The sequence below is a fragment of the Enterococcus sp. AAFC-DPL-5182 genome (assembly GCF_058216605.1).
On sequence record NZ_CM177101.1, the window covers coordinates 1,411,340 to 1,434,534 of the forward strand.

Sequence of the window (23,195 nt, forward strand, 5' to 3'; positions counted from 1 at the left end):
AAAAAGATAAAAAATGAATGAGACAAAGAGCGTCCCAGTCATTTTTTCCTATTTTCCATTCGAGACTAAACGAGCTCTTTCAGCTTTTAAAATTAGGAGGAAAAAAGATGGACGGTAGTAAAATAAATGATAAGCAAGTGACGGAAGAAGTGCTTTTAGAACAAGGGTATCGTAAATATTCTGGAGAGGATTTAGATATTTACTATAGTAAAGAGATTTGCGCGCACATTGGTAATTGTGTACTTGGCAATCCAGAGGTTTTTGAAGTTGGTCGTCGTCCGTGGATCATTGCTGATAATGGTGGGCTTGAAGAGGATATTCGTGTCATTAATACTTGCCCGAGCGGAGCTTTAAAATACATTCGGAAGGATGGAAAATAATTATGGAAATCAAAGAAGAAGAAAATCGTTTTGTACTATTAAATGATGAGAATCAAGAGATAGGAGAAATGACTTGGTCAAATGCTGGAGACAAAATGATGATCATTGACCATACATTTGTTGATCCAACCTACAGAGGTCAAAAATTGGCAGAAAAATTAGTATTTAATGGCGTAGAAAAGGCACGACGGGAGGACAAAAAAATCATACCACTATGTCCTTTTGCGAAAAAAGAATTTGATACAAAACCTGAATATGGTGACGTTTTAAGGACATGAAAAAAGAGAGCTGCGTTAGTTTAAGAAAAACGCAGCTTTCTTTTTCTTACAATAATAAACGAAAACTATCGCAGTTATACAAATACAACTGGTATTTGTAGCAAAAATATGCTAAAGTATAATAGATGTATTTTGTGAATAAGGGAGAAATAGACTATGTATAATTTTATTTTAACACTTGTAATCATCCTTTCAGTTGTGATGGTTATTGCCGTTATGATGCAACCAAGTAAACAAAACAGTGCAGCAAGTGCATTTACTGGTGGTGCAGATAAATTGTTCGGCAAACAAAAAGCACGTGGATTTGAAGCTGTTATGCAACGCGCAACAGCAATTATTGGTGCTGTTTGGATGTTACTATTATTTATTTTAGTATTATTATCATCGAAGTAAAAACGTTGAAGTCCTTCATTATACTGAGGGGCTTTTTTTATTACACAAATTGAATAATTATCTATGAAAAGTTCATGGAACATCTTTCTTTTCATAAGGTTTTCAGTAGAGAATGTGCTAAAATGGGGATGAGGTGAATTAGATAGTGAAAAAAATAAGTCTACCTAAACCATTATTTACGCAAAATGGTTCCCGTGCAGTGTTACTCTTGCACGCTTATTCAGGAAGTAGTAATGATGTTCGCATGTTAAGCCGTTATTTAGAAAAAGAAAATTATACCGTATATTCCCCTAATTTTTCTGGTCATGCAACTGTTGCGCCAGAAGATATTTTAGAGAAATCAACCAAGGATTGGTGGGACGATACGATTGCGGCCGTTCAATTTTTAAAAGAACGAGGCTATCAAGAAATTGCTGTGTTTGGTCTTTCGATGGGCGGTATTTTTACGATGAGTGCTTTAACCAATCGGTTAGAAGGGATTATTGGCGGTGGCTTTTTCTGCTCACCGATTTTCCCTGTAAACAATAATGTTCCAGAAAATTTTGTTCTTTATGCTGATAAAGTTTTAAAAATGGCAGGAGTTTCATTAGAAGAACGTTCTCAGCGTATGGTGAAAATCAAAGAAGCCTCTTACGTTCAATTAAAAGATATTGAATCTTTTTCTGAACGAACCGCAAATAACCTTGGACAAATCACTGTTCCTGTTTTTATGGGACAAGCAGGCGAAGATGAAATGATTGATCCACTGGGTGTTTATAAAACCGCCAAAGCATTATCTCAAACACGATTTACATTAAACTGGTATCCAAATAGCGGACATGTTCTGACGATTGGACCAGATCATAAACAATTAGAACAAGATGTGTTAGCATTTTTAAATACATTATCTTGGAATGAGGAGAAAGAATGACAAAACAAACAATCAAGGAGAAAATCCTATTTTTCATGGAAAATCATACGAAAAAAAGTTTTTCTATGGAAGAAATCGCAGAAGGTTTACAACTGCAAAAAAGCTCAGATTTTAAATTACTTGTCCAAACCGTCGCAACGATGGAACGGGAAAAATCAATAGAATTCACTAAAAAAGGAAAAATCCGTTTACCACAAAAAAGTGGCGACATTGAAGGTACTTTTCGTGCAAATGAACGCGGGTTTGGTTTTGTGACTATTGATCCAGAAGAAGCAGATGTTTATATTCCAAAGGAAGCAGTGAACTTTGCAATGGATGGTGATATCGTTGTAATTGATATTGTTCAGCCAGCTGATCCATTTTCAGACCGTGGAGCTGAAGGAAAAGTCGTATCAATCAAAACTCGTGCGATCACACAAGTAGTCGGTGAATTTATTGCTTACGACGAAAAAGAAGTGAGTGAAACCGATCTTTATGGTTATGCCGTTCCTAAAGATAAAAAAATGACAGGTTTAACTTTTAATATTGCCGCACAAGGAATCAAACCCGTTGACGGCAGTATTGTCATCGTAGAAGTGACGCATTATCCTGAAAAAGAATATCCAAAGAGTCTAGAAGGTATCGTCAAAAAAGTAGTTGGTCATAAAAATGATCCTGGTATGGATATTTTATCGATCGTCGTGGCTCATGGTATACCAACGAGCTTCCCTGACGAAGTAATTGCGGAAGCTGATAAAGTGCCGGATGAAATTTCAGATGCCGATATCAAGGGCCGTAGAGATTTGCGGGATCAATTGATCGTCACGATTGATGGGGAAGATGCCAAAGATTTAGACGATGCAGTGGCGGTACGCAAACTAGAAAACGGCAATTATTTCTTAGGCGTGCATATTGCAGATGTATCCTATTATGTCACTGAAGGCAGTGAATTAGATCAAGAAGCGTATGAACGTGGTACCAGTGTTTACTTAACTGATCGAGTAGTCCCAATGATTCCGCAACGTTTATCTAATGGTATTTGTTCACTAAACCCTAATGTACCAAGACTTACAATGAGTTGTGAGATGGAGATAACGCCTGAAGGGCATGTAGTGAAACATGATATTTTCCAAAGCGTGATCAAAACAACCGAACGAATGACATATACTGCAGTCAACGAAATTTTAGAAGAACAAAAACCAGAAACAATGAAACGTTACAAAAAATTACTAACGATGTTTGAAGAAATGGGGGAACTTCACCATATTCTTGAACAAATGCGTGAGAATCGCGGTGCAATTTCATTTGAAGATCGTGAAGCTAAAGTATTGGTTGACTCTGAAGGACATCCTCATGATATTTTACTTCGTACAAGAGGTGTGGGTGAACGGTTGATCGAATCATTTATGCTAGCAGCCAATGAAACCGTAGCAAAGCACTTCCATGACTTGAAATTACCATTTATTTACCGTATCCACGAGCAACCCAAAGAAGAAAAAATGCAGCGTTTCTTTGATTTTGCAGCTGTACTAGGCATTCTAGTTAAAGGGACAAAGGCAGATATTACGCCAAAAGACTTACAAAGAGTTTTAGAACAAGTTGCGGATAAGCCTGAAGAAGCTGTGATCAACACAATGTTGTTGCGTAGCATGCAACAAGCTCGTTACTCAGAAGACAACTATGGTCACTATGGGTTGGCTGCTGAGTATTATACGCACTTTACTTCACCAATCCGCCGTTATCCGGATTTGATCGTTCATCGATTGATCCGCAGCTATGAAGGAAAGGTTTCAGAAAAGCTAAAAGAAAAATGGGAGCAGGATCTTCCTGATATTGCAGATCACAGCTCAAGAATGGAACGTCGCGCTGTTGAGACAGAACGTGAAGTTGATTCTATGAAGAAAGCTGAATTTATGGCAGATAAAATCGGTGAAGAATATGATGGTATCATTAGTTCTGTGACTCGATTTGGTCTTTTTGTTGAATTACCGAATACGATTGAAGGCTTGATCCATGTCAATAACTTGAAGCAAGATTACTTCCATTTTATTGAAAATCACATGGCTTTAGTAGGGGAACGAACAGGTATGACACTGAAAATCGGTCAAAAAGTCAAAGTCAAAGTGGACAAAGCCGATCCTGAAACAAGAGAAATCGATTTTGAATTTCTTGAAGCGGAAGAAGTAGAGAGAATTGAAGCACCAAAACAAAAAAAACGTCAAGACAGCCGTCAAAGACGCACACCTGATCGTAATAAAGAGACAAATAAGAAACCATTCTCCCAAAAGAAGAATAAGAAAAAGGGCAAAAAGCCATTTTATAAGGAAGTAGCTAAGAAGAAAAAAACGAAGAAACAAAAGAAAAAATAGAAAATGGAGGAATGGGTATGCCAAAAGGGGAAGGAAAACTGATTGCCCAAAATCGTAAGGCAAGGCATGACTATACTGTTGTTGATACAATGGAAGCGGGAATCGTTTTACAAGGAACTGAAATAAAATCGATCAGAAATGGACGAATCAACTTAAAAGATGGTTTTGCTAGAATCAGAAATGGAGAAGCCTACCTGCTCAATGTGCATATCAGCCCATATGAGCAGGGCAATATTTTTAATCATGATCCTTTAAGAACAAGAAAACTATTACTACACAAAAAACAAATCGCTAAACTGATTACTGAGACAAAAAATACTGGAATCACGATCATTCCGCTAAAAGTTTATATCCGCAATGGTTATGCTAAAGTATTGATTGGTTTAGCTAAAGGGAAAAAACAATATGATAAACGAGAAGATTTAAAACGTAAAGAAATCAATCGTGAAATTGATCGGACATTAAAAAATAATTTACGATAATTCATCAAAATAAATCGATTTAAGGGTTATTTTATTCTTTTTCGCATATTTGTTTTCTTTGCTTTATCTTATGTGAAAAATTTGGTAGAGTGTAAGGAAACTGATGAGTTTTCATCGTTTTTTCAATAACCGACCTTCGTACTGCCAAATACTAATGGGCGCTTATTTTATTAATATTTTGTCACATTAAAAGAAGTGTCCAATTTTCATGAAATTCTTTTGAAATTATTCATCGTTGGTGGTATGATACGTGTGGTTAAGAAATAGAAGCCTTGTAAGCTTCTCGCAAGTTTGTTGGAAAAGAGGTGAAATAATTTGGAAGAGAAGACACTACTCTTCAAGATTGGGCCGATTTGGTTTGACGGAACGATTTGTTTAATGGTTCTGTTAACATGTGTCATTGTCTTTGGGATAGTATATTACTGCACAAGGAATATACAAATGAAACCTAAAGGCAAACAAAATGTCATTGAGTATCTCATTGATTTTGTTCGGAGTATCATTACCGACAATATGCCAAGTAAAGAAGTAACAAATTTTCACCTGCTAGCATTCACGATGTTTATGTTCGTTCTAGTTGCGAATATTATTGGTTTAGTAACCAAAGTTGCAATTGGAGATTATACGTATTGGAAGAGCCCAACAGCCGATCCAATGGTTACCTTGACATTAGCATTGATCATGATTGCTTTAACACATTTCTTCAGTGTTAGTCGCTTTGGATTAAAAGGGTATTTTAAAAATAGCTTTTTAAGTCCAGTATCGTTTCTAATGCCGATCAAGTTGATGGAAGAATTTACGAACTTGCTTACGTTGGCGTTACGTTTATACGGAAATATTTTTGCCGGTGAAGTATTGCTTGGACTCATTGCAGGACTTGTATCCAGTGTAGGGCTTTGGACGATTCCATTAGCAATACCGCTAGAGATGATCTGGTTAGCCTTTTCATTGTTTATCGGCGGAATTCAAGCATTTATTTTTGTAACATTATCAATGGTTTACATGGCTCATAAAGTTGAAGTCGAAGAATAAACAATAAATAAAAACAACTATTTCTTAGGAGGAAAACAATAATGAATTATATCGCAGCAGCAATCGCAGTTTTCGGAGCAGCAATCGGAGCAGCTTACGGTAACGGAAAAGTTATCTCTAAAACAATCGAATCAATGACACGCCAACCAGAAATGGCTGGACAACTAAGAACAACAATGTTTATCGGGGTTGCCTTGATCGAAGCGGTTCCTATTCTAGGTGTAGTTATTGCATTGTTATTAGTGCTTAAATAATCCCTTTAGAAGGCAGGACGCTGAGTTTTTAAAACGCCACGCGTTACTGCTTTCTTTGCTGCGAATCACAGCGACTGCCTTCGGCAGAGCTGATGATGAGCAGTACTTGGCGAACGAAGAGAGAGAAGTAACCTATTAAAAGAAACATCAAGCTTCTCCAAAAATAAGGTAGACCGCCAGAAACAACCAGTTTAGTTTGTAGCTATTACAAAATAGCAGAGCTGATGATGAGCAGTACTTGGCGAACGAAGAGAGAGAAGTAACCTATTAAAAGAAACATCAAGCTTCTCCAAAAATAAGGTAGACCGCCAGAAACAACCAGTTTAGTTTGTAGCTATTACAAAATAGCAGAGCTGATGATGAGCAGTACTTGGCGAACGAAGAGAGCGAAGTAACCTATTAAAAGAAACATCAAGCTTCTCCAAAAATAAGGTGGACTGAACCATATCAACAACATCACCACAAAGTATTGCAGAGAAAGGAAGTTGAAACTTCATGCTAGATTATTTAGTAATCGGTGAAGCAGGACCAAGTACAACAATTGGCACGATGATTGTCGTAAGTGGCGCTTTTCTGATTTTGATGCTCCTAATCAAGAAATTCGCTTGGGAAGCAATCACTGATATGTTAAAAAAACGTGAAGATAAAATTGCCAACGATTTAGATTCTGCAGAACAATCTCGCATAGCGGCAGCTAAGATGCAAGAAGAACGTCAACAAAAATTACTTTCTTCTAAATCCGAAGCAGCAGAAATCATCAAACATGCGAAAGAAAATGGAGATAAAAACCGTCAAAAAATCTTATCAGAAACCAATGATGAAGTTTCACGTTTACGAGAAAAAGCACGTCAAGATATTTCTCAAGAGCATGAAGAAGCATTGGCATCTGTCAAAGATGAAGTGGCAAGCTTGTCTCTACAAATTGCAGAGAAAATTTTAAACAAAGAATTGACACCAGATGCACATGATTCATTGATCAATTCTTATATCGAAGGCTTAGGTAAGTCAAATGAAGTTAGATAAGTATACAGTGGGTAAACGCTATGGCAAAGCTTTGTTTGAGTTGGCGATTGAAAAGCAAGAAGCTGACAGCATTTACCAAGACTTATTAAAACTTAGAGAAATTTTCCACGAAGTTCCAGAATTAGGAGATATTTTAAGCGATGTACGTCTTGAACCGTATGAAAAAGACGAAATCATGAAGCAATTAGTAAGCGGTATTGAAGGAACAATAGAAAACTTTTTATATGTCGTTTATAACTATTCACGTATGAATGATTTATTATTGATGATCGATGAATACGAGAGACGCTATGACGAGCATAAAAGTCTACTTTTAGGAACAGCATTGACAGCCGTTCCATTGACGAAAGAACAACATCAGTTAATGGAAGAAAAAGCAGCAAAACTTTTAGGCTATGAACAAGCTAATCTTATCAATCTAATCGATCCTGATATCGTTGGCGGTGTAATTATCGAAGCCAATCATAAAGTGATTGACGGTAGTATCCACAAGCAATTAGAACGAATCCAAGAATTGTTATTAAAATAACGTTCAGCACAATAAAGAGGTGAATTGAATGGCTATCAAAGCAGAAGAAATCAGTGCCTTGATTAAGGAACAGATCAAAAATTATCAACAAGAATTAGCAGTCGAAGAAATTGGGACTGTCACATATGTTGGGGATGGAATCGCTCGTGCCCATGGATTAGAAAACGCAATGAGTGGAGAATTACTTGAATTTTCTAATGGCTCATACGGAATGGCGCAAAATTTAGAAACCAATGATGTCGGTATTATCATCTTAGGTGATTTTGAAACCATTCGAGAAGGCGATAAAGTAAAACGTACTGGTAAAATCATGGAAGTTCCTGTCGGTGAAGCAATGATTGGTCGTGTTGTTAATCCATTAGGCCAACCAATCGATGGCTTAGGTGAAATCAAAACAGATAAAACACGTCCAGTAGAAGCAGCAGCACCAGGCGTTATGCAAAGAAAATCAGTCGATCAACCAATGCAGACTGGTCTTAAAGCAATCGACGCACTTGTACCAATTGGTCGTGGTCAACGTGAATTAGTGATCGGTGACCGTAAAACAGGGAAAACATCTATTGCTATCGACACGATCATCAACCAAAAAGGGCAAGATGTGATTTGTATTTATGTTGCGATCGGTCAAAAAGAATCAACTGTCCGAAACCAAGTTGAAACATTAAGAGCTTATGGTGCACTTGACTATACAATCATCGTAAATGCAGGAGCATCTCAACCAGCACCATTACTATACATTGCGCCATATGCAGGAGCTGCGATGGGTGAAGAATTCATGTATAACGGCAAACACGTTTTGATCATCTTTGATGATTTATCAAAACAAGCGGTAGCCTATCGTGAACTTTCATTACTATTACGCCGTCCTCCAGGTCGGGAAGCTTATCCAGGAGATGTGTTCTATTTGCATTCACGTTTATTAGAACGTGCGGCAAAATTAAGTGATGAATTAGGTGGCGGTTCAATGACGGCCTTACCATTTGTTGAAACACAAGCCGGAGATATTTCTGCTTACATCCCAACAAACGTTATTTCAATCACAGATGGACAAATTTTCTTAGAAAGTGATTTGTTCTATGCAGGTACTCGTCCAGCCGTTGATGCCGGTCTTTCAGTATCACGTGTTGGTGGTTCAGCTCAGATCAAAGCAATGAAAAAAGTTGCAGGTACACTTCGTTTAGATTTAGCAAGTTACCGTGAATTAGAAGCATTTACTCAATTTGGTTCTGATTTAGACGCGGCAACACAAGCCAAGCTAAACCGTGGTCGTCGTACCGTTGAAATTCTAAAACAAAAATTACATGCACCGCTAGCAGTCGAAAAACAAGTGGTGATTTTATACGCTTTAACACATGGATTTTTAGATAATATCAGTGTTGCAAAAATTCTAGATTTTGAATCAGAACTGTTTGACTTTTTAGACGGCAAACATCCTGAATTATTTGAAACGATCCGTACAACAAAAGACTTGCCAAAATCAGAAGATCTAGATGCGGCAATCAATGAATTCAAAGAAATTTTTAGTGCTGCCAATTCAGAAGGATCGACAGCAAAAGATACACTTGAATCAATTCAAAATGCGTAAGAGAGGTGACAAGAATTGGGTGCTTCATTAAATGAAATCAAACAACGCATTGCTTCAACTAAAAAAACCAGTCAGATTACTAACGCTATGCAGATGGTTTCGGGTGCAAAACTGACAAAATCAGAAGCGTCTTCTAGAAGCTTTCAAGAATATGCGTCAAAAATCCGTTCTATCGTTACACATCTTGTTGCGGCTCAATTAAGTGATCTAGAAGAATTGGATTCATATGACAATGAAGAAGCATCAGAAAGTGGCAACTACCATATGATGTTGACATCACGTCCAGTGAAAAAAACAGGTTATATCGTCATTACTTCCGATAAAGGATTAGTTGGCGGGTATAACAGTTCAATTTTAAAACAAACGATGAAAATGATGGCAGATGACCATAAATCTCAAGATGAGTATGTCTTGGTTGCAATCGGTGGAACTGGTGCCGATTTTTTCAAAGCTCGCGGCATAAATGTTGCCTATGAGCTTCGTGGACTAAGTGATCAACCTAGTTTTGACGAAGTGAGAAAAATCGTGTCAACAGCGACTACGATGTATGAAAATGAAGTGTTTGATGAGTTGTACGTTTGTTATAATCACCACATCAATTCATTGACAAGTCAATTTCGTGTAGAAAAAATGCTGCCGATTTCAGATTTAGATCCGGATGAAGCGACAACATATGAGCAAGAGTATATTTTAGAGCCTTCAGAAGAAGCAATCTTAGATAATTTGCTACCTCAATATGCTGAAAGTTTGATTTATGGTGCGATTATTGATGCCAAAACAGCAGAACATGCTGCTGGGATGACAGCAATGAAAACAGCTACTGATAACGCGCAAAATATCATTAGTGATTTGACGATTTCTTATAATCGGGCTCGTCAAGGAGCGATTACACAAGAAATTACTGAAATCGTAGCCGGTGCAGCTGCACTAGAGTAACAATCAAGATTCGAGCCAGATAGGCTTGAAGTTCTTACTAAGTAATAGAGAAGACAGGTTTTTATCACGACCTCGTTAGGGTACAACACTGTTGAACTTTCAATAGTGTTGCGACCTCTTCAAACGAAACGGAGGAAAGACACATGAGTTCAGGAAAGATTGTTGAAGTAATCGGTCCCGTTGTTGACGTGGAATTTTCACTAGATCAATCCTTACCAGATATAAATAATGCATTAGTCGTTTACAAAAACGGCGAAGAAAAACAAAAAGTTGTTTTAGAAGTAGCTTTAGAATTAGGGGACGGTGTCATCCGTTCTATCGCAATGGAGTCCACTGATGGATTACAACGCGGAATGGAAGTTATTGATACAGGAAAACCAATTTCTGTTCCAGTTGGGAAAGAAACGTTGGGGCGTGTATTCAACGTTTTAGGCGATACGATCGACTTGGAGGAGCCATTCCCAGAAGATGCAATACGCAGCGGTATTCATAAAAAAGCTCCTGATTTTGCTGATTTAAGCACAAGTAACGAAATTTTAGAAACAGGAATCAAGGTAATCGATTTATTAGCTCCTTATTTAAAAGGTGGTAAAGTTGGACTATTCGGTGGTGCCGGTGTTGGTAAAACTGTGTTGATCCAAGAATTGATTCATAATATTGCCCAAGAACATGGCGGTATTTCTGTGTTTACGGGTGTAGGAGAACGAACTCGTGAAGGAAACGACCTTTATTTTGAAATGAAAGACTCTGGTGTTATCGAAAAAACAGCCATGGTTTTTGGTCAAATGAATGAACCTCCTGGTGCGCGTATGCGTGTGGCTTTGACTGGTTTAACGATTGCAGAATATTTCCGTGATGTTGAAGGTCAAGATGTACTGTTATTTATCGATAATATCTTCCGTTTCACTCAAGCTGGATCAGAAGTTTCTGCCTTATTAGGCCGGATGCCTTCTGCAGTTGGTTATCAGCCAACTCTTGCCACTGAAATGGGTCAATTACAAGAACGTATCACGTCTACTAAAAAAGGCTCAATCACATCGATCCAAGCGATCTATGTACCAGCTGATGACTATACTGACCCGGCGCCAGCAACAGCATTTGCCCATTTAGATGCAACAACAAACTTGGAACGTCGTTTAACTGAAATGGGTATTTATCCAGCGGTTGATCCCTTAGCTTCATCTTCTAGCGCCTTAGCACCAGAAGTTGTAGGAGACGAACATTATGCTGTAGCAACAGAAGTACAGCATGTATTGCAACGTTACCGTGAGCTACAAGATATCATTGCCATTTTAGGGATGGACGAGTTATCTGATCAAGAAAAAATCTTGGTTGGCCGTGCCCGTCGTATTCAGTTCTTCTTATCACAAAACTTTAACGTCGCAGAACAATTTACCGGACAACCAGGTTCGTATGTTCCTGTTGCTGATACAGTCAAAGGCTTTAGAGAAATTCTTGATGGAAAACACGATGACTTACCAGAAGAAGCGTTCCGTAGTGTTGGTAGAATTGAAGATGTTATTGAAAAAGCTAAAACGTTGAACTACTAAAAGGAGGAGACACAGAAATGGATTGTTTAACTGTCAATGTGGTGACTCCTGATGGATTGGTTTATGATCATCGTGCAACGATCGTTGTTGCAAAAACAACGGATGGCGAAATTGGTATCTTGCCTAAACATGCACCAATCATCGTTCCTTTAGCGATTGATGAGGTTCGCGTAAAAAGAACTGACTCTGATACCCATGTGGATTGGATCGCTGTAAATGGCGGTATCATGGAAGTCCGTGATAACGTTGTTTCAATTATTGCAGATAGTGCAGAACGTGAAAGAGATATTGATGTAAGCCGTGCAGAACGTGCAAAACATCGTGCTGAACGTATGATTGAAAAAGCGAAGGAAAATGCAAATACGGATGAATTACGCCGTGCAACAGTTGCACTTCACCGAGCAATCAATCGGATCAATGTGTCAAAACATATTTAACCAATGTAACGTGATGGATTTAATAATAGTAGTAAAAAAAGTGCTTAACTTGCAGAAAAGAGTTAAGCACTTTTTTGTGTGAAAGAAGTATTTTAATTAAGATATCTTTGATTTTTCTCATTAAATTTTTTTAAATCAAATAGTGACTATTATGTTTTAGTGAGTGTGTAAATGTACTGATTGCAATAACGAACGTAACTTTAAGTGATGGTGTAAGAAAAGCTGCAGATTAAAGAAATGAAAATGGGATTCCATAGGATGAATAATTTGAAAAAGTGTGATAAACTGTCTCTATGATATTTAAAGGAGATAGGTTTTATGCAGTTTTTTGGTATTGATGCAATGATTCGAATCATCTGCCATATGATGTTTATCTATGTTAGCTTTTGGGCGATGCAATCTATCAGAATAGAACAGTTTTTTAAAGCGCATCAAACCACTCAAGTACGTTTACTAATCGTCTTATTTTCGATCGTTATTGGCTTTACTGTGAGCTCGTTTTTCCTAGAGTTTCTAGCGTTATGCCGTAACTTATTTAGTGTGTTTTTTCCATAAGGATCGACGAATAAAAAGAAAAGATACTATTTGTTGGTAAATAGTGGTATAATAGAAAAGATTTTGGATCGAAGCATCCAATTCTAACTTTTTTGGGGGGAACAAAATGGAACAGATTATTGTTCATGGTGGTAACCAATTAAAAGGAACTGTGAAAATCGAAGGGGCTAAAAATGCAGTATTGCCAATTTTAGCAGCGACTCTTTTAGCTGAAGAAGGAACAACAACATTAAATAATGTACCAATTCTTTCTGATGTCTTTACAATGAACCAAGTAATCAAGCACTTAAATGTAGACATTGAATTTAATGAAGAAGAGAACCAAGTCACAATAGATGCAACGCAGCCTTTAGGCATCGAAGCAAATTATGAGTATGTTAGTCAAATGAGAGCATCAATCGTCGTTATGGGGCCTTTATTGGCTCGTAATGGTCATGCAAAAGTTGCTATGCCTGGCGGATGTGCAATTGGTAAAAGACCAATTGATTTACATCTGAAAGGGTTCCAAGCGTTAGGTGCTAAAATCATTCAAAAAAATGGGTATATCGAAGCTATTGCGGATGAATTGATCGGAAATACGATTTATTTAGATTTCCCAAGTGTAGGTGCTACTCAAAATATTATGATGGCAGCTGTTAAGGCCAAAGGTATGACAGTAATCGAAAACGTTGCTAGAGAACCTGAAATCGTAGATTTAGCGAATATCCTTAATAAGATGGGTGCTAAAATCGTCGGTGCTGGAACTGAAATGATGCGTATCGAAGGTGTTGAGAAACTTCATGCAGTGGAACATTCAATTGTTCAAGACCGTATTGAAGCTGGAACATTCATGGTTGCAGCTGCGATGACTGAAGGAGATGTTCTGATTGAAGAAGCAATTCCTGAACATAATCGTCCACTTATTTCTAAATTAACTGAAATGGGTGCTGTTATCCGTGAAGAAAGAGGCGGGTTACGTGTCATTGGTCCTAAAGTAATCAAACCAACAGATATCAAAACATTACCGCATCCTGGTTTTCCAACGGATATGCAAGCGCAAATGACTGCAATGCAAATGGTAGCAGAAGGTTCAAGCGTTGTAACTGAAACTGTGTTTGAAAATCGTTTCCAACATCTAGAAGAAATGCAACGTATGAATGCTGATGTAAAAATAGACGGAAATATTGCCATTATCAATGGCACTCAAGCATTACAAGGTGCTGCTGTAGAAGCCACTGATTTACGTGCAGCAGCTGCTCTGATCTTAGTAGGATTACGTGCTGAAGGCATTACACGTGTATCACACTTAGAATATTTAGATCGTGGCTACTATAAATTCCATGAAAAACTTCAAAAATTAGGAGCAAAAGTGGAACGAGTAAACGACGAAAAAGCAACAGAAAAGAAAATGTCAACAGTTAATTAAGAGGGGAAATAGATATGAGTTCGACACGCTATATTATAGTGACTTTGTTGAAAGTTTTAGTAGTGATTGCCTTAGTGATTATTTTATTTGTTGCCGGTACGATGATCGGTTATGGAGTAGTCGGCGGAGGAAATCCAAAAGATGTGTTCAAAGAAGAAATTTGGACTCATATTCTAGACTTTTTTAAATAGGTGTAAGTTCAAAGCTGGTTCAAACTGTTTTTAAGTTTGGATCGGCTTTTTGTTTCGGAATAAATAACAGTTGTTTTTATCATTTTGATTGCTATTTTTTGTAAACTACTCGTAATATAAGGCAATTTTAGTAGATTTTTTAATATTTTATCTAGATTGAAACGTATAAATATAACAAAAATCTTTATTTAATGTTTTTTTTCATTTTCTGATAAAAAAATTATCAGGCTTGATAGGTCAGTATTCTTTAATGTAATAAAATGGAGTATTACTATAGAAAAATGAAAATATTTCCAATGTAACAACCTTTAAAACGCTTTCGGATATACTGTAACTTAGCTTTAATTAAATAGTAACCATTAAAGGTTTGCCTCATGCTATGATTGCTCTCGTACGAATTTTAGGGAGGAAACTATTTAATGAAGAAAAGATGGTTACCGATTTTATTTATCATTTCCTGTTTTATCACTGGCTCAATGATTCCAGTATATGCAGCGGAAAATAAAACAAGTGAGACTAAAAGTTTAGCTAGTTATACAGTTGTGTCGGAACAAACAGCTCAAAATTTTTCTAGCTCGATGATCTATTCACTAACAGAAGGCAAAGCTTTTCAATTAGTAAAAGCAGATATTCTAAATAAAGATAAAATTGAAAAAGAAAAAGCTGCAAAAGCTAAAGCAGAGGCGCTAAAAAAAGAGCAAGCTGCAAAACAAAAAGCAGAAGCTGATAACAAACAAGCACAATTAGAAAAAGAAAAAGCTGAAAATGCTAAACCTAATGGACAAACGATGATGATGGAAGCTACAGCGTATTCTTGTAATGAAGGATTTATCGGTGGAGGCAACTTGACTGCTATGGGACAGGATTTAAGAGTGGACCCAATGGCTATTGCTGTTGATCCTAGTGTAATCCCTTTGGGAACGAAACTGTATGTTGAAGGATATGGAGAAGCTGTTGCGAGTGACACTGGTGGCGCAATCAAGGGCAATATTATCGATCTTCATTTTTCAGATGTATCTCAATGCATCAATTGGGGTAGGAGACAAGTTGCAGTGACGATTTTATCATAATTATTTAACTAGATTAATAGGGTTTGACTCTTAAAGATGAACAAGATATTTAAATTCTTGTTCATCTTTTTTTGTAATTCGGAAAGACTAAATTATCGAATAAGAAAAAAAGTTATATGTTATAATAAAGATTGATTAATTGGAGAAGGAGCGATATGTTTATGAAAGCTGTAGTTACTGAGATTGGTACTCATGCACTAGATGAAAAAGAGCCGATGGTCATACTTTTTGGTGAAACTGCCACAGATGGGTTAAAAGAGTATTCTGTGATTCAAAAATTTCAAGAAACTCAATCTTTAGAATTAAAAAAAGGTGATCTGTTAAAGATCGATGCAAAAGAATATTCTATCAATTATGTCGGATCATTCGCAAACAATAATTTAAATAGTATTGCCCATGTAACGCTAGTCTTTGCAGATGTACCTCAAGAAGATGCCATCGTTAATGGGTTATATCTGACTCCTAGTGACTTTCCAACGATCAAAGTTGGATCAATAATAGAATATGTATCGCGTGGAGTGTGATTAAATGGAACAAGAAAAAGGGAAAGATAAACGATTTTCTTGGTTTTGGCGTTGGTTTTTGAATAATCAAGTTGTGACGACATTGTTGATTATTTTACTGATCTTGCTGATTTTACTGGTTTTTACAAAAGTGTCCTATTTATTCAAACCAGTTTGGCAATTTATTGGTGTCGTAGGTTTGCCTCTGATTATGGCGGGAATTTTATATTATTTAATGAATCCGGTGGTTGATTATCTAGAGAAAAAACGAGTACCTCGGATTTGGAGCATTATCGGACTATTTATCATCGTAATTGCGTTGATCATTTGGGGTCTTGTCGTAATCGTTCCTAAAATTCAAGAACAGACGGTTAGTTTTGGGAATCATTTTCCTCAATATATTGACACGATCGATAAAAAGATGCAAGAGATTTTGAGCGATCCTTTTTTTGCTCAGTTTCGTAGTCAATTAGAAGATATGGGGGACAAATTGATTAGTTCCTTGGGAGATATTATTCGTAATATTTCCACTTTCACTGTTCAAGGATTAGGAAGCTTTGTTGGAGCGGTTGCAACAGTTGTGGTGGCGATCATCACAATGCCGTTTATCTTATTCTATCTTTTAAAGGATGGAAAGCAATTGGCACCTTATTTGATGAAATTTTTACCGAATAAAATGCGGAAACCTACATTGAAAGTATTAGGAGAAGTGAATTCACAAGTTTCTTCTTATATTCGCGGTCAATTAACGGTCGCTTTTGCTGTAGCTGTAATGTTTATTTTAGGTTTTTCATTTATTGGATTGGATTATGCGATCACTCTGGGTATTACAGCAGGATTCCTTAATTTGATTCCATACCTAGGTTCATTTTTGGCAATGGTACCAGCTATCTTTTTAGGAATTGTAGGAGGTCCTGTTTTATTAGCCAAGGTTCTAGTTGTTTTTGTTATCGAACAAACCATTGAAGGTCGAGTGATTTCACCATTAGTATTAGGAAGTCAGTTAGACATTCATCCTGTGACGATTTTAGTCGTGCTATTGACGTCTGGAAAGTTATTCGGTGTCGTAGGGGTTATTCTGGGAATACCTGTCTATGCTGCAGCTAAGGTCATCATTACGCATATATTTGAATGGTATAAAGATGTATCAAGTTTGTATCATGAGGAAGAAGAACTAAAAAAACTTGAATAGAAAGAATGAGACAGAAGCAAATTTTCGAATGAGTTGTTTCTGAGCTCAACGTTTATACAGAGGAAAAGTGAGCGGGATATGACTCGTAAAGTCATGTCCCACTCACTTTGATTTTTTTCTTAAAATGTTTTACCTAATGTCGTTGCTTGGTCCATTGCAGCACCTAATAACTCTTCAGCTTTTTCTGGATGATGATCGATTCCTTCAATAAATAATTGATCGACCTCAGAAACACCGATGAAGTTCAAAATTCCTTTTACATATTGAGAAGCAAAATCTTGTCCTTCATAGAAACCGCCATTAGATTGAATGTGTAATGCTTTTTTGCCGCTTGTCAAAGGTTTAGGACCTTCTTCGGTATACTTAAACGTTTTTCCAGCTACATTGATTGTATCGACCCAAGCTTTTAAGCGAGTGGGTACATTTAAATTCCATAAAGCATTGGCAATGACAACTTTATCAGCACCAAGAAATTGATCTGTTAGTTCATTGAAACGTGCAACTTTTGTTTGTTGACTTTCATTTAGGGCAGTAAACTCAGTACCAGTGCGCAATGCACCCCAACCAGAAAGTAGTTCTTCATCGATTTCTGGAACGAAATCAGCGTAGACATCAAGAACGTCGATTTCATCAGTTGGATTTTGAGATTGATAACTTTCTAAAAAAGTTTCCAATGCACGAACAGAGCGAGATTCTTCTTTTGTAAGAGGGTGTGCTTTAACAACAAGTAATTTTGACATGTAAAGTCTCCTTTGAATACCTAAGTATCATTATTTATAAACAAAAACTATTTTACTAATAAAAAGTAAGAAAATCAATGATTTTTCCTAAATTTCATAAAAAAGAGTGCGAATCAAAACTAAAAAAACAGTTTTGATCCACACTTATAGAATAAATGATACTAAAGAGAAGGTTATTTGAAACGAAAGATTGTTGAACTACCTTCTTCTATTTTATTAAGATGCAGTTGATAGTTGTTGCATTCCACCAATTACATGGACAGCATGAAAACCTTTAGAGGCCATAAATGATGCAATAACTTCAGAACGACGACCAGTGTAGCTAATAATATGATAAGTTTTCTCTTTATTCAGCTGTTTTAACATATTTGGTAAAACAGTAGCAGGGAGTGACATTGAATGTGCTAAGTGACCTTGCAAAAAGCTTTCAGTTTCACGAATATCGATGACATTAAGTTGATTTTCAGTGTAAAGTGTTTCAAAATCAGGAGTAGAAATTGATTCAAACATGTAGCTCATCCTTTGAAAATATGTATTTTTTTAAAACTATGGGATAGATTGTAACGCTTTTTAAGGGAGTTTGCAATCTGGCTTTGACAATTCTTAATGTTTGTCTAAAAAAAATTCTTATTTGTTTTATTTGAAAAGGGTTGCAAATGAATGAGATTAATGTTATGCTGTGCATGTAATAAGGATTGTTACTGTTCGGCAGGCAAAACCAGAATCTTCCATATCAGTTTGTTTGGGCGGATTCTAGGTTTTTTTCATTTGTATTTGTAAAAGTGAGGTTCATCATGTATATTGAAAAAATTTTAAACAACAATGTCGTTATGACAAAAAATGAATCAGGTGAAGAAATCGTCTGTATGGGCCGAGGACTAGCGTTTCAAAAAAAAATCGGTGATGTAATCGATCCAACTTTTATTGAAAAAGAGTTTGTTCTTAAAGACTCGATCACTTCAGGACAGTTTCAGCAGTTGTTTGCAGATATTCCTGTAGAAGAAGTGGAGATCGTTAAAAAAATTGTGGATATTGCAGAAGAGGAATTAGGGATCGAGCTTTCGTCTAATATCTATTTGACGCTGACTGATCACATTCATTATGCGATCATGAGGGCCAATGAAGGACTTGAAATGCCTAATCCACTGATGTTTGAAACAAAAAAGTTTTATCCTAAAGAATTTGCTATTGCTAGAAAAGGTGTGGCACTGATCAAAGAAAAATTAAATATTGATTTTTCGGAAAGTGAAGCAGGATTTATTGCATTTCATATTGTAAACAGTGAGCAGGCAAATGGAAATATGGAAGTGACAATGTCAGCTACCGAAATGGTAAGAGACATTCTTACGATCATTAGCCGTTATTTTGGCAAACCGTTTGATGAAGATTCACTGAATTATCAAAGAATTGTAACGCACTTACAGTATTTTGCTCAACGCTATTTGCAAAATGAAGCACACGATGAAGAAGATGATTTTCTTTATGAGTTGATTCAAAGTAAGTATCCAAAAGCATTTCAATCAGTACAAAGAATCAATGATTATCTAGTCAAGAAATATCAAAAGCCCATCGATAAAGCAGAACAAATTTATTTGACGATTCATATTCAGCGAGTAGCTGGAGAAAAAAAAGCGTAGCATTTATTTTTATTAAAAAATTCAACTTTCAATCGAAGCGGATTGTTACTGTTTAGCAGGCAAAACCTAGATTGAAAAAACAACGGATTTATCTATATTTATGTTTTTTTAAGTATAGTAAAATCATTGTTTTTTCAGTTTAGGTTTTTTTATATAAAAAATTAAGGAAAAGGGGCATATAAAATGAGTAAAAATCAAGAAATAGCTGAACGCGTTTTGACGCTAGTCGGCGGAGAAGAAAATGTTAATAGTGTAGTTCATTGTGCAACTCGCTTACGTTTCAAATTAAAAGACGAAGAAAAAGCGAATACTGACAAACTAAATCAAGATCCAGATGTGATCCAAGTTGTTCGAAGCGGCGGTCAGTATCAAGTCGTGATCGGTAGTCATGTTAGTGATGTCTATAAAGAATTAATGGCTCATAGTGGTTTAGGTGATGATGATTCAGAAAAAGAGGAAGGTCCTAAAGGAAACATTTTTAATCAACTGATTGACATCATTTCTTCTATATTTACTCCTTTCTTAGGGGCAATGGCTGGAGCCGGAGTTTTAAAAGGGTTTTTAACTTTAGCGGTTACATTAAATTGGTTGACAGCTGAATCTGGCGTTTATGTTGTTCTTTTTGCTATTGCAGATGGTATCTTTACATTTCTACCAATTCTTCTAGCATTTACTGCTGCGAAGAAATTCAAAACAAATGAGTTTTTAGCAGTCTGTTTAGCAATGGCACTTGTTCATCCAAGTATTACTGCATTGGCTGGACAAACATTAAGCTTTGCTGGAATTCCAGTGATCATTGGTGCTAGTGCATATACATCATCTGTTATTCCAATTATTCTAGCTGTATATGTTCAAAGTCATGTTGAGCGTTTCTTTAAGAAAGTAATTCCTTCTTTCTTACAAATTATCTGTGTACCTTTGGCTGTATTCCTTGTAATGGCACCAGTTACTTTTATTGCAATTGGTCCAATCGGAACGATTTTAGGTGATTTACTAGGAAAAGGATACGATAGTATTTACGGTATCAGCCCAATTATTGCTGGTGCAGTTATGGGTGGGTTATGGCAAGTCTTTGTAATGTTCGGCATGCATTGGGGCTTTGTTCCAATCATGTTGTTAAACCTTTCAGCAGCAGGTGGTGGTGTGGATACAATGGCACCAATGCTTTTACCAGCTGTATTAGCCCAAGGCGGAGCTGCATTAGCAGTCTTCTTTATGACAAAAAATGTGAAATTAAAAGGTTTAGCGCTATCTTCAACAATCACATCAGTTTTTGGTATTACAGAACCAACTGTTTATGGTGTCACTTTACCACTTAAAAAACCATTTATTGCTGCTTGTATCGGTGGAGCGGTCGGTGGAGCATTTATCGGTTTCAGTCACGTTCAAAACTATGTATTTGGTTTAATTAGCTTGTTGAGTTTACCAGGCTTTATTCCACAAGATACAAAAGATACTTCAGGATTGATAGCAGCTGTCATTGGAACTGTGATTGCATTTGTGATTGCTTTTGTCTTAACATTTATTTTAAAATTTGAAGATAAACCAGAAGATGGCAGTCAAGCATCTACTAAAGACGACGTTTCTAATTTAGATGCACAAAATGGCAACAAAAATGATAAAATAGTTTTAACAAGCCCAATTACAGGTACAATCGTTCCTTTAGATAAAGTTGAAGATCAAGTATTTTCTTCAGGCGCTTTAGGTAAAGGTATTGCAATCGAACCAACAGTAGGTGAGCTTTATGCTCCAGCTAATGGAGAGATCACAACACTATTTCCAACTGGACATGCAGTTGGGATCACAACAGAAGATGGTGCAGAAGTATTAATGCATATTGGTATGGACACAGTTGAAATGGATGGGGATGGATTCGAAATCGCAGTAAAACAAGGGGATAAAGTCAAGCAAGGAGATCTGTTAGTAAAATTTGATATTGAAAAAATCAAAGCGGCAGGGCATCCTGTGGTGACACCTGTTGTGGTTACAAATAGTGGTGACTATTTAGATGTATTAGATATGGATCAAGCAGATGTTTTACATGGAGAAGATTTCTTAGCAATCGTACGTTAATTGATTTTAGCTCAACAAGCTTTTAAGCTGTCTAGCTTTAAGAGCCGTATCTCGGAAAAAAGATAAAATCAGCTTGTGACCAAAAACGTCATAAACTAATTTTCCTATATTTCAGTAATACAAACCAAATCATTACGCTTTTAAATTTAGGAGGAAAAACATATGTCAAACAAAACAACAGTATTTCCAGATGGATTTTTATGGGGTGGTGCGACTGCAGCCAATCAACTAGAAGGAGCTTATCGCTCAGATGGCAAAGGATTGTCAGTTGCAGATGCAATGCCAGGTGGCAAACAACGTTTTCAAATTTTAGGTAGTGATACGTTTAATTGGGAAATCGATGAGGACAAATTTATTTATCCTAACCATCGCGGGATCGACCATTATCATCGTTTCAAAGAAGATATTGCGTTATTTGCAAAAATGGGCTTTAAATGTTATCGTTTCTCAATTGCTTGGGCTAGAATTTTCCCTAAAGGTGATGAAGCGACACCAAATGAAGCAGGCTTAAAGTTTTATGATCAAGTGATTGATGAGTGTTTGAAACATGGAATCGAGCCTGTGATCACGATTTCTCATTATGAAATGCCATTGCACTTAGCAAAAGAATACGGTGGTTGGAAAAATCGTAAAATGATCGACTTTTTTGAAAATTATGCCACAGTTGTTTTAACTCGTTATGGTAAAAAAGTGAAATATTGGATGACATTCAACGAAATCAATTCTGCATTCCATTTTCCTGCGTTAAGCCAAGGAATGGTCAAAGCAACAGGTGCAGGAGATTATCAAAATATTTTCCAAGCATGGCATAATCAATTTGTAGCTAGCGCTAAAGCTGTTAAAATTGGGCATGAAATCAATCCTGATATGCAAATTGGCTGTATGATCATTTATGCAACAACATATAGTATTGATGCAAATCCAATCAATCAAATGGCAACACTGGCTCAAAATCAAGAATTCAATTTCTATTGTACAGATGCTCAAGTTCGTGGCGAGTATCCTGCATACCAACAACGCATGTTTGATAAATATGGTGTGTCTGAGTTGGAGATGGGCGCAGATGATTTAGAATTAATGAAAAAATATGCAGTAGACTATATCGGATTTAGTTACTACATGTCTTCTGCAGTCAACGAAACGGCTGTAGAGGAAGATACGGTAGTTGGAAACCTATTAGGGGGCGTTCGCAATCCCTTCTTAGAAGCAAGTGAATGGGGCTGGCAGATCGATCCTGAAGGGTTGAGAATTGCTTTAAACGAATTGTACGATCGTTACCAAAAACCTTTATTTATTGTCGAAAATGGCTTAGGTGCAATCGATAAAGTAGACGAAAATTTTTATGTAGAAGATGACTATCGTATTGATTATTTACGTCGTCACATTGAAGCGATGTCAGATGCAATCAAAGATGGTGTGGATTTAATGGGCTACACACCGTGGGGCTGTATTGATTTAGTGAGTGCTTCAACAGGTGAAATGAGTAAACGCTATGGCTTTATCTATGTTGATTTAGATGATAATGGTGAAGGTACAATGAATCGCTATGAGAAAAAATCATTTAACTGGTACAAACAAGTGATTGAAACGAATGGACAAAATTTGAAATAAAAATCGAAACAGAGCTGTAATTTAGAATCTTTTTCTAAATTACAGCTCTGTTTTATAATTGTATAAGAGATACTAGTAAAC

Annotated in this window: 25 protein-coding genes; 23 read left to right on the forward strand and 2 right to left on the reverse strand. The window is 36.6% G+C overall.

All coding sequences use genetic code 11. The features are described from left to right. Positions 1 to 107 precede the first annotated feature (107 nt). The 20 genes from AC4BB7_RS06495 (at position 108) to AC4BB7_RS06590 (ending at position 17,053) form a co-directional block, all read left to right on the forward strand. On the forward strand, positions 108 to 380 hold the full coding sequence (locus AC4BB7_RS06495; protein WP_086312487.1) for a (4Fe-4S)-binding protein: 273 nt from the start codon (positions 108 to 110) through the stop codon (positions 378 to 380). Positions 381 to 382: 2 nt separating this feature from the next. Next, a complete protein-coding gene (locus AC4BB7_RS06500) occupies positions 383 to 658 on the forward strand; it encodes a GNAT family N-acetyltransferase (protein ID WP_086312489.1) in 276 nt (91 codons plus the stop codon). Between the two features lie 156 nt (positions 659 to 814). Then, complete coding sequence (secG, locus tag AC4BB7_RS06505; protein WP_010765524.1) at positions 815 to 1,051, forward strand: preprotein translocase subunit SecG; 237 nt, start codon at positions 815 to 817, stop codon at positions 1,049 to 1,051. 142 nt (positions 1,052 to 1,193) lie between these two features. Further along, positions 1,194 to 1,961 (forward strand): alpha/beta hydrolase, encoded by a 768-nt coding sequence (locus AC4BB7_RS06510; RefSeq protein WP_490485125.1) that lies wholly within the window; start codon positions 1,194 to 1,196, stop codon positions 1,959 to 1,961. After that, a complete protein-coding gene (gene rnr / locus AC4BB7_RS06515; protein ID WP_490484808.1) occupies positions 1,958 to 4,309 on the forward strand; it encodes a ribonuclease R in 2,352 nt (783 codons plus the stop codon). The genes AC4BB7_RS06510 and rnr overlap by 4 nt, the downstream gene beginning before the upstream one ends. 17 nt (positions 4,310 to 4,326) lie before the next feature. Next, positions 4,327 to 4,791 carry an SsrA-binding protein SmpB gene (smpB, locus tag AC4BB7_RS06520; protein WP_025868494.1) on the forward strand — a complete coding sequence of 155 codons (465 nt, stop codon included), beginning with the start codon at positions 4,327 to 4,329 and terminating at the stop codon, positions 4,789 to 4,791. A 315-nt stretch (positions 4,792 to 5,106) separates the two neighbouring features. Continuing rightward, positions 5,107 to 5,823 (forward strand): F0F1 ATP synthase subunit A, encoded by a 717-nt coding sequence (gene atpB, locus AC4BB7_RS06525; RefSeq protein ID WP_034860381.1) that lies wholly within the window; start codon positions 5,107 to 5,109, stop codon positions 5,821 to 5,823. A 41-nt stretch (positions 5,824 to 5,864) separates the two neighbouring features. Continuing rightward, the gene (atpE, locus tag AC4BB7_RS06530; RefSeq protein WP_010763289.1) at positions 5,865 to 6,077 is read left to right on the forward strand and encodes a F0F1 ATP synthase subunit C; all 213 of its coding nucleotides are present in this window, start codon (positions 5,865 to 5,867) and stop codon (positions 6,075 to 6,077) included. Positions 6,078 to 6,572: 495 nt separating this feature from the next. Beyond that, positions 6,573 to 7,100 (forward strand): F0F1 ATP synthase subunit B, encoded by a 528-nt coding sequence (gene atpF / locus AC4BB7_RS06535; protein ID WP_086312495.1) that lies wholly within the window; start codon positions 6,573 to 6,575, stop codon positions 7,098 to 7,100. Continuing rightward, positions 7,087 to 7,629, forward strand: a complete 543-nt coding sequence (atpH, locus tag AC4BB7_RS06540) for an ATP synthase F1 subunit delta (protein WP_086312497.1) — start codon at positions 7,087 to 7,089, stop codon at positions 7,627 to 7,629. Before atpF ends, atpH begins: the two co-directional genes overlap by 14 nt. A 28-nt stretch (positions 7,630 to 7,657) precedes the next feature. Beyond that, positions 7,658 to 9,214 carry a F0F1 ATP synthase subunit alpha gene (gene atpA / locus AC4BB7_RS06545; protein ID WP_086312499.1) on the forward strand — a complete coding sequence of 519 codons (1,557 nt, stop codon included), beginning with the start codon at positions 7,658 to 7,660 and terminating at the stop codon, positions 9,212 to 9,214. A gap of 15 nt (positions 9,215 to 9,229) precedes the next feature. Continuing rightward, complete coding sequence (locus AC4BB7_RS06550) at positions 9,230 to 10,150, forward strand: F0F1 ATP synthase subunit gamma (protein ID WP_490484809.1); 921 nt, start codon at positions 9,230 to 9,232, stop codon at positions 10,148 to 10,150. Positions 10,151 to 10,293: 143 nt separating this feature from the next. Beyond that, the gene (gene atpD, locus AC4BB7_RS06555) at positions 10,294 to 11,700 is read left to right on the forward strand and encodes a F0F1 ATP synthase subunit beta (RefSeq protein WP_490484810.1); all 1,407 of its coding nucleotides are present in this window, start codon (positions 10,294 to 10,296) and stop codon (positions 11,698 to 11,700) included. Positions 11,701 to 11,717: 17 nt separating this feature from the next. After that, positions 11,718 to 12,137, forward strand: coding sequence for a F0F1 ATP synthase subunit epsilon (locus AC4BB7_RS06560; RefSeq protein WP_086312503.1), 420 nt, complete (start codon positions 11,718 to 11,720; stop codon positions 12,135 to 12,137). A gap of 318 nt (positions 12,138 to 12,455) precedes the next feature. After that, entirely contained in the window at positions 12,456 to 12,692 is a 237-nt protein-coding gene (locus tag AC4BB7_RS06565) for a DUF1146 family protein (RefSeq protein WP_086312505.1), read from the forward strand. A gap of 106 nt (positions 12,693 to 12,798) precedes the next feature. Further along, entirely contained in the window at positions 12,799 to 14,097 is a 1,299-nt protein-coding gene (gene murA, locus AC4BB7_RS06570; protein ID WP_086312507.1) for a UDP-N-acetylglucosamine 1-carboxyvinyltransferase, read from the forward strand. A gap of 14 nt (positions 14,098 to 14,111) precedes the next feature. Then, positions 14,112 to 14,288: a DNA-directed RNA polymerase subunit beta gene (locus AC4BB7_RS06575; protein WP_010763298.1), complete on the forward strand. Its 177-nt coding sequence runs from the start codon at positions 14,112 to 14,114 to the stop codon at positions 14,286 to 14,288. Positions 14,289 to 14,707: 419 nt separating this feature from the next. Continuing rightward, positions 14,708 to 15,358, forward strand: coding sequence for a 3D domain-containing protein (locus AC4BB7_RS06580; RefSeq protein ID WP_490484811.1), 651 nt, complete (start codon positions 14,708 to 14,710; stop codon positions 15,356 to 15,358). Positions 15,359 to 15,519: 161 nt separating this feature from the next. Further along, entirely contained in the window at positions 15,520 to 15,882 is a 363-nt protein-coding gene (locus AC4BB7_RS06585) for a PTS glucitol/sorbitol transporter subunit IIA (protein ID WP_086312511.1), read from the forward strand. A gap of 4 nt (positions 15,883 to 15,886) precedes the next feature. Beyond that, positions 15,887 to 17,053, forward strand: coding sequence for an AI-2E family transporter (locus AC4BB7_RS06590; RefSeq protein WP_086312513.1), 1,167 nt, complete (start codon positions 15,887 to 15,889; stop codon positions 17,051 to 17,053). Positions 17,054 to 17,172: 119 nt separating this feature from the next. On the opposite strand, the gene AC4BB7_RS06595 is transcribed toward AC4BB7_RS06590, so the two are convergent. Together AC4BB7_RS06595 and AC4BB7_RS06600 are read right to left on the reverse strand one after the other, a co-directional pair. Continuing rightward, a complete protein-coding gene (locus AC4BB7_RS06595) occupies positions 17,173 to 17,793 on the reverse strand; it encodes an FMN-dependent NADH-azoreductase (protein ID WP_086312515.1) in 621 nt (206 codons plus the stop codon). A gap of 216 nt (positions 17,794 to 18,009) precedes the next feature. Beyond that, on the reverse strand, positions 18,010 to 18,303 hold the full coding sequence (locus AC4BB7_RS06600) for a rhodanese-like domain-containing protein (RefSeq protein WP_086312517.1): 294 nt from the start codon (positions 18,301 to 18,303) through the stop codon (positions 18,010 to 18,012). A gap of 284 nt (positions 18,304 to 18,587) precedes the next feature. Here AC4BB7_RS06600 and licT point away from each other — a divergent pair, with 284 nt between their 5' ends. From licT to AC4BB7_RS06615, 3 genes are all read left to right on the forward strand, one after another. After that, positions 18,588 to 19,430 (forward strand): BglG family transcription antiterminator LicT, encoded by an 843-nt coding sequence (licT, locus tag AC4BB7_RS06605; protein ID WP_490484812.1) that lies wholly within the window; start codon positions 18,588 to 18,590, stop codon positions 19,428 to 19,430. Positions 19,431 to 19,613: 183 nt separating this feature from the next. Further along, a complete protein-coding gene (locus tag AC4BB7_RS06610; RefSeq protein ID WP_490484813.1) occupies positions 19,614 to 21,503 on the forward strand; it encodes a beta-glucoside-specific PTS transporter subunit IIABC in 1,890 nt (629 codons plus the stop codon). Between the two features lie 162 nt (positions 21,504 to 21,665). Next, positions 21,666 to 23,114, forward strand: coding sequence for a glycoside hydrolase family 1 protein (locus AC4BB7_RS06615; protein ID WP_490484814.1), 1,449 nt, complete (start codon positions 21,666 to 21,668; stop codon positions 23,112 to 23,114). Positions 23,115 to 23,195: the final 81 nt, after the last annotated feature.